General features: G+C 43.0%; 14 protein-coding genes. 12 read left to right on the forward strand and 2 right to left on the reverse strand.

Annotated features, from left to right (window positions below):
- Positions 1-9 precede the first annotated feature (9 nt).
- The 12 genes from BM043_RS09595 to BM043_RS09650 all read left to right on the forward strand — a co-directional run bounded on the left by BM043_RS09595 (position 10) and on the right by BM043_RS09650 (position 12,955).
- The gene (locus BM043_RS09595) at positions 10-1,365 is read left to right on the forward strand and encodes an NAD(P)/FAD-dependent oxidoreductase (RefSeq protein ID WP_092791096.1); all 1,356 of its coding nucleotides are present in this window, start codon (positions 10-12) and stop codon (positions 1,363-1,365) included.
- Positions 1,362-2,906, forward strand: a complete 1,545-nt coding sequence (locus tag BM043_RS09600) for a 4Fe-4S binding protein (RefSeq protein WP_092791097.1) — start codon at positions 1,362-1,364, stop codon at positions 2,904-2,906. The genes BM043_RS09595 and BM043_RS09600 overlap by 4 nt, the downstream gene beginning before the upstream one ends.
- Positions 2,899-4,377 carry a cellulose synthase family protein gene (locus tag BM043_RS09605; RefSeq protein ID WP_092791099.1) on the forward strand — a complete coding sequence of 493 codons (1,479 nt, stop codon included), beginning with the start codon at positions 2,899-2,901 and terminating at the stop codon, positions 4,375-4,377. Before BM043_RS09600 ends, BM043_RS09605 begins: the two co-directional genes overlap by 8 nt.
- A gap of 3 nt (positions 4,378-4,380) precedes the next feature.
- Positions 4,381-5,073, forward strand: coding sequence for a glycosyltransferase family 2 protein (locus tag BM043_RS09610; protein ID WP_092791101.1), 693 nt, complete (start codon positions 4,381-4,383; stop codon positions 5,071-5,073).
- 19 nt (positions 5,074-5,092) lie between these two features.
- A complete protein-coding gene (locus tag BM043_RS09615) occupies positions 5,093-6,016 on the forward strand; it encodes a hypothetical protein (protein WP_245753009.1) in 924 nt (307 codons plus the stop codon).
- Positions 6,013-7,353 (forward strand): MptA/MptB family glycosyltransferase, encoded by a 1,341-nt coding sequence (locus BM043_RS09620; RefSeq protein ID WP_092791103.1) that lies wholly within the window; start codon positions 6,013-6,015, stop codon positions 7,351-7,353. The genes BM043_RS09615 and BM043_RS09620 overlap by 4 nt, the downstream gene beginning before the upstream one ends.
- Positions 7,350-8,084 carry a hypothetical protein gene (locus BM043_RS09625; protein WP_092791105.1) on the forward strand — a complete coding sequence of 245 codons (735 nt, stop codon included), beginning with the start codon at positions 7,350-7,352 and terminating at the stop codon, positions 8,082-8,084. Before BM043_RS09620 ends, BM043_RS09625 begins: the two co-directional genes overlap by 4 nt.
- Positions 8,085-8,834, forward strand: a complete 750-nt coding sequence (locus BM043_RS09630; protein WP_092791107.1) for a DUF6503 family protein — start codon at positions 8,085-8,087, stop codon at positions 8,832-8,834.
- Between the two features lie 2 nt (positions 8,835-8,836).
- The gene (locus BM043_RS09635) at positions 8,837-10,054 is read left to right on the forward strand and encodes a bifunctional alpha/beta hydrolase/OsmC family protein (RefSeq protein ID WP_092791109.1); all 1,218 of its coding nucleotides are present in this window, start codon (positions 8,837-8,839) and stop codon (positions 10,052-10,054) included.
- Entirely contained in the window at positions 10,051-11,094 is a 1,044-nt protein-coding gene (locus BM043_RS09640) for a glycoside hydrolase family 113 (RefSeq protein ID WP_245753010.1), read from the forward strand. Before BM043_RS09635 ends, BM043_RS09640 begins: the two co-directional genes overlap by 4 nt.
- 116 nt (positions 11,095-11,210) lie before the next feature.
- Positions 11,211-11,411, forward strand: a complete 201-nt coding sequence (locus tag BM043_RS09645) for a YgaP family membrane protein (RefSeq protein ID WP_317042376.1) — start codon at positions 11,211-11,213, stop codon at positions 11,409-11,411.
- Between the two features lie 131 nt (positions 11,412-11,542).
- On the forward strand, positions 11,543-12,955 hold the full coding sequence (locus tag BM043_RS09650; RefSeq protein WP_092791111.1) for a Gfo/Idh/MocA family protein: 1,413 nt from the start codon (positions 11,543-11,545) through the stop codon (positions 12,953-12,955).
- A 384-nt stretch (positions 12,956-13,339) separates the two neighbouring features.
- Here BM043_RS09650 and BM043_RS09655 read toward each other — a convergent pair whose 3' ends face one another.
- Together BM043_RS09655 and BM043_RS09660 are read right to left on the reverse strand one after the other, a co-directional pair.
- Complete coding sequence (locus BM043_RS09655) at positions 13,340-14,185, reverse strand: 3-keto-disaccharide hydrolase (RefSeq protein ID WP_092791113.1); 846 nt, start codon at positions 14,183-14,185, stop codon at positions 13,340-13,342.
- Positions 14,186-14,195: 10 nt separating this feature from the next.
- Positions 14,196-14,987, reverse strand: a complete 792-nt coding sequence (locus tag BM043_RS09660) for an endonuclease/exonuclease/phosphatase family protein (RefSeq protein ID WP_092791115.1) — start codon at positions 14,985-14,987, stop codon at positions 14,196-14,198.
- Positions 14,988-15,059: the final 72 nt, after the last annotated feature.

A 15,059-nucleotide genomic window follows, 5' to 3' on the forward strand; every position in this document is an offset into this window, starting at 1 on the left:
ATTCAGTTCATGTCAACTTCCAAGCATGTCGTCATTATCGGGAATGGGATTTCTGGGATCACCTGTGCAAGGCATCTCAGAAAATTGGATGATCAGGTTCAAATCACCGTGATTTCTGGGGAAAGCGAGTACTTTTTTTCGCGTACGGCACTCATGTATATTTATATGGGGCACATGAAGTTTGAACATACTCAACCCTATGAGAATTGGTTCTGGGAAAAGAATCGGATCGAATTAAAGCATGCCTGGGTAAAAACGGTGAATTTCACCTCGAAGTCCTTGCATTTTGGCTCTGGAGAGCAAATGAATTATGATGAACTCGTCATTGCAACCGGGTCAAAACCCAATAAATTTGGTTGGCCGGGACAGGATTTGAAAGGAGTGCAAGGACTGTATTCCAAACAGGACCTAGAGCTCATGGAAGAAACCACAAAATCAGGAGTAGAGCATGCGGTGATTGTGGGAGGAGGTCTGATCGGGATAGAAATGGCCGAAATGCTGGCTTATCGAAAAATATCAGTGACTTTTTTGGTTAGGGAAACTGGTTTTTGGAGAAATATTTTACCCAAAGAAGAATCCGAATTGGTCGGAAGACATATTCGTGAGCATCATTTCGAACTAAAACTCGAAACTGAGCTCGATGAAATCATTGGTGATAAATCAGGAAAAGTGATAGCTGTCAAAACCAAAAGTGGCGAGGAAATACCCTGTCAATTTGTGGGTTTGACTGCTGGAGTTAGCCCGAATGTGGATTTTCTAAAGGGAAGTGGTCTGGAAATCGGAAGAGGGGTAAAAATAGATTCTTTTTTTCGGACCAATATCGATCACGTGTATTCCATCGGTGATTGTGCCGAGTTCAAAGAAGCTCCCGCAGAAGACCGCAAAAATATTGAGCAGGTTTGGTATACTGGTCGAATCCATGGCGAGATTTTAGCCCATAACCTGATCAAAAAGCCTGTCCCTTATCGACCTGGAGTTTGGTTTAATTCCGCCAAATTTCTCGATATCGAATATCAAACCTACGGTCAGGTTCCGGCAGATTGGGATAGAGATCAGGTAAAGAATTTCTATTGGGAGCATTCAGGAGGAAAAGTTGCCTTTCGATTGTTGATGCATTCTGATGAGTCCATTCTAGGTGTCAATGTCTTCGGCTTAAGAATGAGACATGAATTTTTTGATCGGGCAATTCGGGAGAAATGGTCCGGAGAAGAGGTCATTAATAAATTGGAGAAGGCTAATTTTGATCCGGAGTTCTTTGCTCCCTATTACAAAGTCATCAAGGAGAAATTTGCGGCTGATTTTGATAAAAATATTTCTAAAGTTAAGCTTTCTTGGATTCAACAGCTATTAGGAGCACGGGTATGAAAATAATACAAGCAGTCGGATTGGTTTTGTTTTTGGCAGGTATGCTGGCTTTTACTTTGATTCCATTTGTTGGAAGCTACGAGCTTGATTCGGAAATGGTGACAGCGCAGACAAAAGAGTCTCATCGAGAAAAAATGCTGGAGATTCTCGAGCCGATGTATGGGAAAAATTACTCGTCTAATTTTTCATTTCTCTCGGATTTCAACACTCATTTTGACGACTACAATGATGAGTTTAAATCCAATCAAAAATGGGATGAAGTAATTTGGGATGATTACCGTTTTCCTTTGGCCAAAGCAGCTCTCAATAGCCCGGTAAAAGATTCACCTTGGTTGTGCCTGAGTTTATCGATAGGATTGATTGTTATAGGCGGGTTGTTTTATAATCTTCCAAAACATCAAGATGAACCAGCAGGGATTAAGCACAACGGAATCTATCACTCAGCCATGAAAAACAGAGGTTGGCTGGGGATTTTAACCGGATCCTACCTGATTCTATTTTACATCATTCTGTACTGGTTTCCGGCTTATTTGGTCAATCTAGTGTCCATGGTAGATCCTTTGAGTGAAATTCTTTCGGGAAATCCGGCAAGTCAATGGTTTCTATACGGTTTGATTTACACCTTGGCGATTTTGGTCATGGGGATCCGAATGTTCCGTAAATATCGAGGCAATAAGTATCAGCAGCTACGAACCGCTTCCGTGATGTTTTTCCAGACGGCTTTTGCTTTTTTGATTCCAGAAATTCTCGTCTTACTCAATCAGCCTTATTACGACTTCAAGAATATTTGGCCATTGGATTATGATTTCTTCTACGATTATCAGATTAGTACATTTTTATCTAGTGGAGGAATGGGCTTGTTTATGTTGATCTGGGGGATTTTGCTCATTATCATAGCAGTGCCGACATTCACCTATTTCTATGGGAAGCGCTGGTATTGCTCGTGGGTGTGCGGTTGTGGAGGATTGGCTGAGACAGCCGGAGATCCCTATCGGCAGCTTTCGGATAAGTCCCTGAAATCATGGAAAATTGAGCGTTATCTCGTGCATTCTGTTTTGGTTTTGGCAGTAGTAATGACCGCTTTGACGATTGCCAATTATTTTTCAAGTTTTTCCCTTTTGGGAAATATCACTAACCAGCTACATTCGTTTTATGGATTTGCCATTGGATCGGCGTTTGCCGGGGTAGTCGGAACGGGATTTTATCCTTTTATGGGGAACCGGGTATGGTGTAGATTTGGTTGTCCACTTGCTGCCTATTTGGGAATCGTGCAACGCTTCAAATCACGGTTTCGAATCACCACCAATGGCGGTCAGTGTATTTCCTGCGGCAATTGCTCCACCTATTGTGAAATGGGGATCGATGTACGCTGGTATGCACAGCGGGGACAAAATATCGTTCGGGCTTCCTGCGTAGGTTGCGGAGTATGTTCTGCAGTTTGCCCGCGAGGTGTCCTCAAGTTGGAAAATGGTCCGGAGGAAGGTCGGATCAATGACCTCCCGATTATTATTGGAAATGACTCGATTAAGCTGAATGCCTGATATTTTACTTTACGCGCTCCTGGGAATTTACTTGCTGGGAATGCTCTTTATTTTCCTATACAGTTTAGCTCAGGGACAGCTCCTCTTTAGCTTCTTAAAAGCCCGGAAATCTCTCCTAAAAACCCAAAAAATTTCACCCCAGGAATGGCCTTTGGTCACGGTACAGTTACCGGTTTTTAATGAATTGTATGTGGCCGAACGATTGATTGATGCTGTCGCAAAGCTCAATTACCCCAAGGAAAAACTCGAGATTCAAATCCTCGATGACAGCACGGATCAGACGGTCGATTTAATCCGCGAGAAACTCAAAGATTATCCAAACATCCATTTCAAATATATTCACCGACAGGATCGAACGGGATTTAAAGCTGGCGCCTTGCGAGAGGGTTTGACAGTGGCGAAGGGAGAATTCATTGCGATTTTTGACTCAGATTTTATTCCCGATCCGGATTTTTTGCAAAAGACTATTCCCTTTTTTCATTCGGATAAGATCGGAATGGTCCAATCCCGCTGGACACACCTCAATGAAGAGTATTCCCTGCTAACCAAGTTGCAGGCTTTCGCCTTGGATGCACACTTTCTAATCGAACAGATCGGCCGAAATCATCAAGGCGCCTTTATCAATTTCAACGGAACAGGAGGCATCTGGAGAAAAGCTTGCATTCTTGATGCTGGCAATTGGCATGATGATACCTTGACGGAAGATTTGGACCTAAGCTATCGAGCCCAGAAAAAGGGTTGGAAATTTATCTATCGACCAGAAATCGAATCTCCGGCAGAACTTCCTCCCATTATGTCCGCCATCAAATCCCAGCAGTTTCGCTGGACCAAAGGTGGTGCCGAATGCGCCGTAAAACATGCCAAATCTGTACTTGGACAAAACCTACCCTTTCGGATCAAATTTCATGCGATGGCTCATCTGTTTAATAGCAGTATTTTCATAGCGGTGTTGCTGGTAAGTTTAAGCAGTATCGGCGTGTGGTTTTTAGGAGAAAAAGAATTTCTTTCATCCGAATGGCTCAGAATGGCTGGTCTATTTTTAATGGGTTTTGTGCTGATTGCCTTGGTGTATTTGGTCTCTTATTTCTATGGAAAACGAAGTTTTTTCAGAAGTCTGGGCGAAGCGATCATTTATCTCCCGCTTTTTCTCTCCGTATCGATGGGTATGGCCCTTCATAATGCTCAAGCCGTCTGGGAAGGCCTTTCGGGAAAAAAATCGCCCTTTATCCGAACCCCGAAATTTAACCTGGAAAGTAAAAAACAAACCTTAAAAGCCAACCGATACCTCACTTTCAAAACACCAATTACCACCTGGATAGAAGGTGTTTTGTCACTGGTTTTTCTTGTCATGGTGTTTTTAGCCATTCAAACCGGCAATTATCTTTTTCTTCCATTTCACGCCATGCTGGCATTTGGATATGGTCTGGTATTTATCTCTTCCTTCAAATCTTACGCCTTGGGAAAATCCTGATTTATGCTCCAGAATCCGATTATTGACGTCATCATTCCAGCCTATAATGAGGTAAAGTCTATTCCCAAAGTAATTGCAGAAATCCCCGATAGGGTACGACATATCGTAGTGGCAAATAATAATTCATCCGATCGGACTGGGGAGGTGGCTGTTCAGGCAGGAGCAGTGGTAGTTTTTGAACCCCAAAAGGGATATGGAAAAGCTTGTCTCACTGCCATGGACTGGATCAAAAACCAGGAAATTCAGCCGGATATTGTGGTTTTTTTGGATGGAGATTACAGTGATTTTCCAGAAGAAATGAATGATTTGATTTCTCCGATCATTGATCAAAAAGCAGATATGGTCATTGGTTCCCGGGCTTTGGGAAATCGGGAATCCGGCTCAATGACTTTCCCGCAGGTATTTGGAAACTGGCTGGCCACTACTTTAATGAAATACATACAAGGGGCACGCTATTCGGATTTAGGACCTTTTCGAGCGATTCGATGGGAGAATTTACTTTTGTTGAATATGCTGGATCAAAATTTTGGCTGGACTATAGAAATGCAAATCAAAGCGCATAAAGCTGGATTACGCTATTTGGAAGTACCGGTCAATTACCGAAAGCGAATTGGAGTTTCCAAAGTCAGTGGCACGGTTAAAGGCGTCTTCGGAGCGGGATACAAAATAATTTTGACGATCTTTAAGTATTGGTAAGACGCTAACTGGAAAGGATATGAAGGTTCAAAAAATTAAGCGATTTCATCCGAAAATCAGCTCCCTTCCACACTTGGGCATGTGGATTTCTATTGTTTTATTCCTGTTTTCTTGTGGCCCACAAAGTCGCGATGGGATAAATGAGGATGAATTTGCCGGATACTGGTACAAAGGTCTCGCTGAGATCAATGTATTTGATCTGACCCAAATGAGGTATGGAGAGGAACGCAGAGGCAATGCGGTGATGATCTTTGTCACGGAGGATTTTTCCCGTCGCAAGCAGGTCAAGCTAGACGACCCCGGTGGTGCAGGTGCAGATGCCCGAAAAGTAATGAAACTCAATATGACACGGGATTTTGTGACTGGGGTCTATCCCTATCATACCATGCTATCGGTTTTTACTCCCGTCAATGATGAAGTAAATTCTTTCAAACTCACTGCTTCGGTAACCGAATGGTGCGGACAGGCTTTTACCCAGATGAATTGGCGGAATTCCGGCTATCTCGTTCAGATGTTTTCTTATTTTGAGTCAGAAGGAGATCAAGAATTGAAAATCGATGCCAAGCCGGAGGATGAACTGTTTAATCTGATTCGGTTAAATCCTGATTTGATTCCCACCGGAGATGTCAGGTTAATTCCCAGCTTGATTTATCAGCGGTTTTCGCATACTCCTTTGAAGGCAGAGCGAGCGGAGATTTCCATTGAGCAAGGCAGCGAAAACACCAAGGAGTTGATTGTCGAATATCCTTCCTTGAAAAGAACTCTGACCGTTCGGTTTAAGCAGTTTTTCCCATATGAAATTCTTTCTTGGGAAGAGGTGCAAACCAAACCCAATGGAGATCAGGAAATCACCAAAGCCGTCCGAAAAAAACTTGAGCTTCTGGACTATTGGGAGAAAAACGAATCGGTTTTTGAGCCACTTCGAAAAGATCTGGGCTTTTGAAAGCAAAGGAAAACGCTTTCCTGATATTCACTGCCCTGCTGATGGTGGTGGGGATTTATTTTTTAGGCTATCGCGTAGTTCGAACTGAATTCTCTTTGGTTTTGAGTCTCTATTCCAGCCTTTTTGGGCTCATGATTTTTTGGTTTTTCTATTCCAAAAAAAGAACCGTCGATTGGAAGGCGGTTTTTCTGGTTGGGTTTATATTGCGGTTGGTGTTATTTCCTTCAATACCGCTTTGGTCTGAGGATTTTGCCCGATTTTTATGGGACGGCGAGCTTTTGAATTTAGGATTCAATCCCTATTTAAACACTCCCAATCAATGGGTTCAGCTCCACTCGGAAGATTTTTCTGCGTATTTGGCGCTGCTTTATGACAGGATGAATTCCCCAGGTTATTATTCGGTTTATACCCCCTTTAATCAATTCTTTTTTTGGCTTGGCGCAAAACTCGGTGGCGGAAGTTTGATCCCCGGTCTTCTTGTACTCAAAGGGATCTTAATTATTGGAGAAATCGCTGTGTTTTTTTTATTAAAGTCATTGTTGATACGGTTTGGTATTGGAAGCCAAAAGTTAATCTTCTACTGGCTCAATCCCTTTGTCATTTTGGAAGTGATTGGAAATCTACATTTCGAAGGGTTGGTTTTACTTTTTTTGCTGGCAGTACTTTTCGGTTTAGAGAGAAAACATAGACTGGTTTCAGCTTCGTTTTTGGCATTTGCCGTCGGATTGAAACTGGTGCCTTTGATTTTAGCCCCTGGATTTTTACGTATCAGGTCAAAACAGCCTTGGTTTTGGATGGGCTTAGGCGTGATTTCCTTGGTTTTATTTCTGCCGCTTTTGATCGATCAATCCTGGCGTAATTTCTTTCAAAGTCTAGGCCTTTATCAGGGAAAATTTGAATTCAATGCCTCCATTTATTATCTCGGTCGGGAGGTGGGTTATTGGATAGAAGGCTACAATACCATTGCTTATTTGACCAAAGGGTTGAGTGCCTTGACTTTGCTATTGATCCTTTTTTTAGCATTCAAAAAGAAAATCAATCAAACAAAAGATTGGATCGAATTATGGATTGGATGCTATTGGATTTATCTTTTGTTGCAGCCGGTTGTTCATCCCTGGTATCTGATTCCGGGATTGGGCTTGAGTATTTTGACCAAAAAAATCGGTTTTTTGGTTTGGAGTTTGGCTGTGATTTTGTCGTACCAAGCTTACGGAAATCACTGCAATGTAGAGTATCCGATAGTTTTAGTCCTCGAATATTCGCTGGTTTGTGTGGGCTTGATCTATGATTACCGCCAGCATTATTTTACCTTTCCCATTAAATTATTGAAAAAATGAAGCGAGTTAATTTTTACTTTTTATTCCTAGTATTCGTTGGAATGACATGGTTTTCTTGTCATCCAGCCGAGGAGAGAAAAGCGATTTCCCTTGTGGAGAAATCCATTGCTGCTCATGGGGGCCAATCGGAATGGGATGTGCTGGAAGCGATTCATTTTTCAAAAAAGACTTCATTGTTTGCTGAGGATGGCTCACTTGAAGAGGAATTGGATCAGCAGATTGAATTCCAGCTCAAGCCACAATATTCTGGAAAAATGTCTTGGATAAAGGATTCGATTGCCCATGTTTTGGAGTTTGACGGGAAAAAAATCCGCTATAAAATGGCCGGAAATCAAATTCAAAATTCCGATTTTCTTGCCTCAAAAAAGAAAGAACTTGATGCAGCGCTGTATGTAGTAGGGATGCCCTGGAAATTGCTGGAAGATCAATCCGCAAAGTTAATTTATAAGGGAATCCGAGATACAGCCCTAGGGGAAGTAGAAGTGATCGAGGTGGATTATGGTCCAGGTGCGGATCGATGGTGGTATTATTTCGATGCTGAAAGTCATCTCATGGTAGGAAATGAAGTGCAGCTAGAGGACCATCGCAGCGTAATCGAAAATCTAGACTTTAATCAGGTCGATGACTTTGTTTTTTATGGTGAGCGCAAAAGCTATCGGGTGGATTCTCTTGGACAAAAATTATATTTACGAGCAGCGTATCAATACGGAGATTATAAACTTATCCCATAAATGAAAAAGAATCTGTTTCTAATTATTCTTGGCCTTGTAGTGCTTATTCAGGCTTGTGATCAGCGATCGGAAGCTCAAAAAATCGTCGATTTATCCATTGAGGCTCATGGTGGAAAAGCCTTTGAGGAATCCGAAATCGAATTTGATTTTCGGGATATTCACTATCAAATCTTCAAAACCAGTGATTCCTTTGAATATAGTAGGGAGTTTCAGGACTCGACAGGACAGATCAAGGATGTCCTCAATAATTCAGGATTTGTCCGGACGCTCAACGGAGCGAAAGTGGATACCTTGACAGAGGAGCGAATTGGGGCTTTTTCCAGATCGGTCAATTCGGTTGCCTATTTCGCTTTTTTACCTTATGGACTCAATGACGCTGCTACGATAAAAAACTATTTAGGCGAAACAACTCTCAATGGAGAAAGCTATCATTTAATCGAAGTAACCTTTGAGCAAGAAGGCGGCGGAGAGGATTTTGACGATATTTTTCTCTATTGGATTGGTGTAGAGGATTATTTTGTTGATTTCATGGCTTACAGCTACCACACCGATGGGGGAGGAGTCCGGATGCGCGAGGTGTCAGACGTGCAGGAAGCAGGAGGAATCCGATTTCAAAATTACCTGAATTACAAACCAGAAGATAAAGATACTCCAGTGGATCAAATGCAGTCACTATATGAAGCGGGAGATTTGGAGTTGCTTTCTGAGATCAATTTGGAAAACATTGAGGTGAGACCTTTAAATCGCTAACTATGAATCCATTAAAACTGAGTTTTAAAAATCGAAAAGGATTGGAGCTTTCGGCACACCTGTATCAGCCCTTGGATCGGGAGCCAAAATTTTATTCCATTTTTGCCCATTGCTTTACCTGTACCAAAAATCTCTCATCGGTCACGCGCATTTGTACTGCTTTATCTCAGGAAGGAATTGCGGTTTTGAGTTTTGATTTTACAGGTTTGGGCATGAGCGAGGGTGAGTTTCAGGAAAGTACCTTTTCGGCTAATATCTCAGATTTGGTGGATGCTGCAAAATATCTGGACGAAAACTATCAATCTCCACAATTGATGGTGGGGCATTCGCTTGGTGGTGCTGCGGTGCTTTATGCTTCAAGTGAAATAGCGTCTGTTTCCGCGATAGCCACCATCGCTGCTCCTGCAGATCCCGGTCACGTCAGACATCTTTTTGAAGGTGACTTAGAGGATCTTGAGAAATCGGGTAAGGCAATGGTAAATATCGGGGGAAGACCATTCGAGATAGACCGGCAATTTGTGGAGGATTTGGAGCAGAAGCCTTTGAAGACTTTTTTGAAAAAAATGAGAAAATCAATCTTGATTTTGCATTCCCCACAGGATAAAATCGTGGAAATCGATCAAGCCCAGGAAATCTATCAAAGTGCCTTTCATCCCAAGAGTTTCGTGTCGCTCGATGGGGCAGACCATTTGCTCAAAAAAGAGAAAGACGCCATTTATGCGGGTCAGGTAATTGCCTCCTGGAGTGCACGCTATGTGGAAATCGAAGCGGATACCGAGAATCAAACCAAAGGTAATCCAGTGATGGTTCGTCTCAGTGGTGGTCCAGGTTATACTACCGAAATCAAAACTCCACATCACCATTTGATAGCAGATGAACCCTTGGATGTGGGAGGACAGAATTTAGGGCCGAATCCATACGACTTTTTGATGGCTTCTTTAGGAAGCTGCACGGCCATGACACTCAAAATGTATGCAGCCCGGAAAAAATGGGAACTCAAAGAAGTGCGGGTTTACCTAAATCATGAAAAAGTCCATTTACAAGATTCGGAACACGCAGAAGAATCGGATGCAAAGGTTTCTCAATTTACCCGAATTATAGAGCTCGAAGGAGATCTGGACAAAGAGCAGCGAAATCGTTTATTGGAAATCGCCAATCGCTGTCCGGTTCATCGTACCTTAGAAGAAGATATTTTGATCCAAACCATGCTTGCTAAGTGAAACCCCTCTACAGCAAATACCTTTTTAGCAGTCTATTCCTGATTTTTTTCTTGCTGGGAGTTTGGTTCCTTGCCCCCGGTTTAGACACGAATATTCCAGTTATTTCTGAAAAGCTAAAAGGCGTGTGCTGGGTTGGAAGTCGGCAGGCTTTGCAAGGTGGGGAATTGGAATATTTGTCGGGCACCGGCGCAAATGCTCTTTCACAGACACCGTTTGGATGGCAAAGCGACCCTAAGAAACCTGAGATTCGTTGGGCTTTGGAAAACGATCGGATGTGGTGGGGCGAATCTGCAAAAGGCTTAAAAGCTACTTTAGATTCTGCCAATATGCATCAGATTTCCTCCATGCTGAAGCCTCACCTTTGGGTAAGAGGGGCTTGGCCTGGGGAAATTGAAATGAGTTCTGAGGAAGATTGGCTAAAGTGGTTTGTACTGTACCGGGAGTTTATTTTAGATTATGCGAGATTTGCTGAGCAATCAGAAATGCCGTATTTCTGTATAGGTACAGAACTGGAAAAGACGAGCCACAGAACCGAAGATTGGAGGAAAATTATTTCAGACATTCGTCAGGTCTATTCTGGGAAATTGACCTATGCTGCTAATTTCACTGAGTTTGATCTGATTCAGTTTTGGTCCGAACTCGATTTTATCGGAATTCAAGGATATTTTCCGCTTAGTGAGAAAAAGAAGCCTACTAAAAAAGATTTGGCAAAAGCTTGGGAAAATCACCTTTCCCGCATCGAGGATGTGGTGCAGCAGTTTCAAAAACCCGTGATCTTTACCGAGATCGGTTATTGCAATACCGAAGATGCGGCAAAGGAACCTTGGGTTTGGCCTAATGCACGTCAAGAATCCATTCTTTCCGAGTCTATTCAGGCGATGTGCTATGAGGCATTTTTTGAAACAGTCTGGGAAAAAGATTGGTTAGCCGGGGTATATTTTTGGAAATGGTATCCCGAAGGCAAGAGAAGGGATCCGGATTTTAGCCCTCAGGGCCTTCAGGCTGAGCGGGTCATGCGAACCCATTTTACCCAACCCTGAAAATCAGTTTCTTCTGTGACTTTTGTCATTTACTCCGATTTGGGATAATGCTAGCTTTAATCTATTAAATAAGAGCAATTCTTGAAATTTAAATGACAGAAGCCATGAAAATTAATATGGGAAGTACAGATAGGGGTTTGAGATTACTCGCTGCTGCAATATTAGTTGGGTTGTATTTTTCCGGTGTCCTATCAGGGACGTTGGGAATTGTTGGTTTGGTGATCGCGGCAGTATTTACGCTGACCACTTTAATTGGCTTCTGTCCTCTTTATACTCTTCTGGGAATGAACACTTGTTCGCGAACGGCGAAAAGATAGATAATGCGTAATAGTTTTGGGAAAAGCCGGGGGCAATAGCTTCCGGTTTTTTTGTGGGTTTTTGGCCGGAATAGTCAAAACTTCTTTAAAAATTTTATTTATTAGATTTTTCAAACCCAAAATTTATAAAAATGAAGAATAATGCTAGACGTGAGTTTTTGAAGTCCACCGGATTGGCAGGCTTGGGACTTTTTGGTGCAGGCTCAGTTATCGGAAGTCAAAATGACCATCTCCCTTTCGAAGCCAGTTTTGCCAAAAAACGTGTCCAATCCTTCAATATGTGTGGTTTTGCAGCTCCCAAATTGGAAACTGTTCGTGTAGGGATAGTCGGATTGGGAATGCGTGGGCCGGGAGCTGTGGATCGTCTGAGCAAAATAGAAGGAGTGGAAATCAAGGCGCTTTGCGATTTGATTCCTGAGCGGGCTGAGAAGGCCAAAAAAACATTAGAAGGAACGGTTCATAATCCAGATCTCTATTCTGGAAAAGTATATTCCTATAAGGAAATGTGTGATCGTCCCGATCTCGATTTGGTATACATTGCCTCGCCTTGGGAATGGCATGTGCCTATGGCGGTCTATGCCATGGAGGCCGGAAAACACGCTGCAGTGGAAGTTCCTGCTGCCAGAACGCTCGACGAGTGCTGGGAACTGGTAGAGACTTCGGAGCGAACCCAAAAGCATTGCATGCAGCTGGAAAATTGCTGTTATGATTTTTTTGAATTGATGACCTTGAAAATGGCCCGTGAGGGATTTTTTGGAGAAGTGCTACACGTAGAGGGAGCCTATATTCATGATTTGCTTTGGTTAAATTTTGATAAGGAAAAGGGCTATCAGGATATGTGGAGGTTGAAAGAAAATTTCAGAAATGGTAACCTCTATCCCACCCACGGTTTGGGGCCGATCTGTCAGATTCTAAATATCAACCGTGGCGATCAGATGGACTATTTGACCTCACTTTCTTCCAATGATTTTCAAATGAAAGCCAAAGCCCAAGAGCTCGCAGAGCAGGATTCTTTTTGGGCTTCCTATGCTGCAAAAGACTATCGAGGAAATATGAATACCACCATGGTGAAAACCAAAAACGGAAAATCCATCATGATACAGCATGATGTGACTTCTCCTCGTCCGTATTCCAGACTGCATGTGGTGAGTGGGACGGAGGGCTTCGCCCAAAAGTATCCCGAGCAAAAAGTATCACAGGGACATAGCTGGCTCAAGGAAGAGGAAATGAAGGAATTAGAAAAGAAATACACCCCTGAAATCATCCTTAAAGTCGGTGAACTGGCCAAACAAGTCGGTGGTCATGGGGGGATGGATTTCATGATGGATTGGCGTTTGATTGATTGCTTGAGAAATGGTCTGCCACTGGATCAGGATGTCTATGATGCGGCCCTTTGGAGCTGCATTACTCCCCTGAGTGAGTGGTCCGTAGCCAATCGCTCCAATTCGATCGATGTGCCCGATTTTACCGGAGGAAATTGGAAAACCAACAAACCTGTGCCGATTACTCTCCAAGGTGGTGGTACGACAGCAGTGAGAGTTTAATCGAAAAAAGGGGCTGTCTCAAATGTAAAGGTTGTCACATTGAGCACTTGAGAGACGAGAGTCTCGAAATCGAAATATGGGCTAAAACGGTAGATTTGGCCTTCGTACTGCCCAACTCTAGTTGGTCAAGTGCTACCGATGACAGAGATGCTTAATATCACAAAATTGGGGTCAGTCCGAGCACCCGAAAGACGGGAGTCTGAAGGTACGAGGACGCTTCGACTCTCCCGAAACTTGATCGGGACAAGCTGCTCAGCGTGACCAAAAATTTGATTCAAACCACAATTTTCGTCATCCCCTTATTTGTATGATCGAAGAATATTTAAGACTCAGGCTGACATTAAAGCTATTGATGAAACAGCCTCTTTTTTAGTTTTCTTTGTTTTAGTTTAGGGCTTTTCTGACTAAATCCTCCATTTTTTTCGGATCATTTTTGAAGGTACTCAGGTCCAAAACTGCCACTTTTCGAAAATCTATCGGGTGACTTTCACTTTGTAGCGAGATAAACCCTTGGTCCAAAGGCCGACCATCTTGCTTTATGTTTTCATCCACAGGACTGACCATTCCTCCGCCGATTTGGGGCTTGAAATAGCTGAAAACCGTGTCTTGTCCCACCAAATGATGAACGGCTTCACCTCCCAAGACGAGAAAATTGGCCTGTACCCACTGATCTCCATGATAGGTTTTTGAGTTGCTATTGATGCAGTGAGGGGTGAAGAGTGTATCGGCCAGATAAACTTCAGTTCCCGGAGTACAGAGATTGCAAGTGCTACGCTCATCAGTACCATTTCCTCCCAGAAATTGAGCCTCGATGGAGATCGGAAAATCCTGGTCTTTCAGCATCGTTTTGGCATCTTGCGAATGCAGCATTGCCCCACTATTTCGCCAAGCCCAACCTTCACCACCGGGCGCCTGTTCCCCCACAAATCGGTATTCAACTTGCAGTAAATAATAGGAAAAGGGCTCCTTGTAAAAAATATGACCATACTGCTGATCAAATTCGCTGTATTGATCGTAACGGACTTTCATCAGGCCGTCCTCTACTCGAAAGGTATTGCCATAATTTTCATTGAGTTCATGCTTTCTGATTTTGATATTCCAATCCTCAAGGTCCTCGCCGTTGAATAATTGTTTCCATTCCAAATCATCAGTTTCGTTCGTGGACACAGATTGGCAAGAGATCAATGCCAGACCGATCAGGAAAAGGAGTGAGTTGAGTTGAAAATTCATAGTGGGAAATTTAGGGAGTTTTTAATCTGATTTTTGCACGGACAGGATAGTGGTCAGAAAAGGGTACGTCGATGACTTGATATTCTATCACTTCAAAATCCCGCTGACTGGCAAAAATATAATCGATTCGTTTCCCTTCCTCGGGGCTGCCGTAAGTCGGTTGATTTGGATTAAATTTATGTGCAGCATCAATCCAGCTTTTCGGGATAATTTGGTAGGGAGCGCTTTCAGGAGTGAAATTAAAATCCCCCATCAAAATGTGAGGAAGCTTGGCTTCTTGACTAAATCTGATGAGCTCCTTGACTTGAGCACTTCGGTTTTCTTCAAACTGATGACAAAGGTGCGTGCCACCAACTAGTATTTCTGATCCATTTTTCAGGTTGAGTTTTGTCCAAGCTGCCGATCGGGGTTCTCCGCCCACCGGTGTGGAAAGAAGTTGCCGCTCAAATTCTGCATCTCCTTTCACCAAGAGCGCTTCCCCATATCCCCCTTCTCCGTAATCCATGGCTTTGGCAAAGAAGCCAGTGTAACCGGTCATCTTTGCCAATTCGGCCACCAAATTGGTTTTTTGGCCAAAAATCCCGACACTTCTAAGCGTCATGCTGTCGATTTCCTGAAGGGCAACCACATCCGGATTTAATTCTAAGATCAGTTGGGCCACTTCTTCGAGATTGGTTTTCCCCGCTTCCTCAGGCCTTTCTCCATGATAAATATTATAAGTCAAAACCGTGATTTCCATTTGCTGTGCAAATCCCAAAACGGGAAATAACATACTTCCAAGGAATAGGATGAGATTCTTCATGTAGCTGGTTTTTCAAATACCAATAAAAAGGGCTGGATTTTAAATCTAGCGAAAATCGGTTCAATTTAGGTG

The sequence above is a fragment of the Algoriphagus hitonicola genome, from assembly GCF_900113375.1.
Classification (GTDB): domain Bacteria; phylum Bacteroidota; class Bacteroidia; order Cytophagales; family Cyclobacteriaceae; genus Algoriphagus; species Algoriphagus hitonicola.

What these genes read in the sequence shown, in the direction of transcription:
- BM043_RS09600 (WP_092791097.1), top strand. Translation starts at nt 1,362, where the DNA reads ATGAAAATAATACAAGCAGTCGGATTGGTTTTGTTTTTGGCAGGTATG.
- BM043_RS09645 (WP_317042376.1), top strand. Translation starts at nt 11,211, where the DNA reads ATGGGAAGTACAGATAGGGGTTTGAGATTACTCGCTGCTGCAATATTA.
- BM043_RS09625 (WP_092791105.1), top strand. Translation starts at nt 7,350, where the DNA reads ATGAAGCGAGTTAATTTTTACTTTTTATTCCTAGTATTCGTTGGAATG.
- BM043_RS09660 (WP_092791115.1), bottom strand. Translation starts at nt 14,987, where the DNA reads ATGAAGAATCTCATCCTATTCCTTGGAAGTATGTTATTTCCCGTTTTG.
- BM043_RS09610 (WP_092791101.1), top strand. Translation starts at nt 4,381, where the DNA reads ATGCTCCAGAATCCGATTATTGACGTCATCATTCCAGCCTATAATGAG.
- BM043_RS09630 (WP_092791107.1), top strand. Translation starts at nt 8,085, where the DNA reads ATGAAAAAGAATCTGTTTCTAATTATTCTTGGCCTTGTAGTGCTTATT.
- BM043_RS09655 (WP_092791113.1), bottom strand. Translation starts at nt 14,185, where the DNA reads ATGAATTTTCAACTCAACTCACTCCTTTTCCTGATCGGTCTGGCATTG.
- BM043_RS09615 (WP_245753009.1), top strand. Translation starts at nt 5,093, where the DNA reads ATGAAGGTTCAAAAAATTAAGCGATTTCATCCGAAAATCAGCTCCCTT.
- BM043_RS09605 (WP_092791099.1), top strand. Translation starts at nt 2,899, where the DNA reads ATGCCTGATATTTTACTTTACGCGCTCCTGGGAATTTACTTGCTGGGA.
- BM043_RS09635 (WP_092791109.1), top strand. Translation starts at nt 8,837, where the DNA reads ATGAATCCATTAAAACTGAGTTTTAAAAATCGAAAAGGATTGGAGCTT.
- BM043_RS09595 (WP_092791096.1), top strand. Translation starts at nt 10, where the DNA reads ATGTCAACTTCCAAGCATGTCGTCATTATCGGGAATGGGATTTCTGGG.
- BM043_RS09650 (WP_092791111.1), top strand. Translation starts at nt 11,543, where the DNA reads ATGAAGAATAATGCTAGACGTGAGTTTTTGAAGTCCACCGGATTGGCA.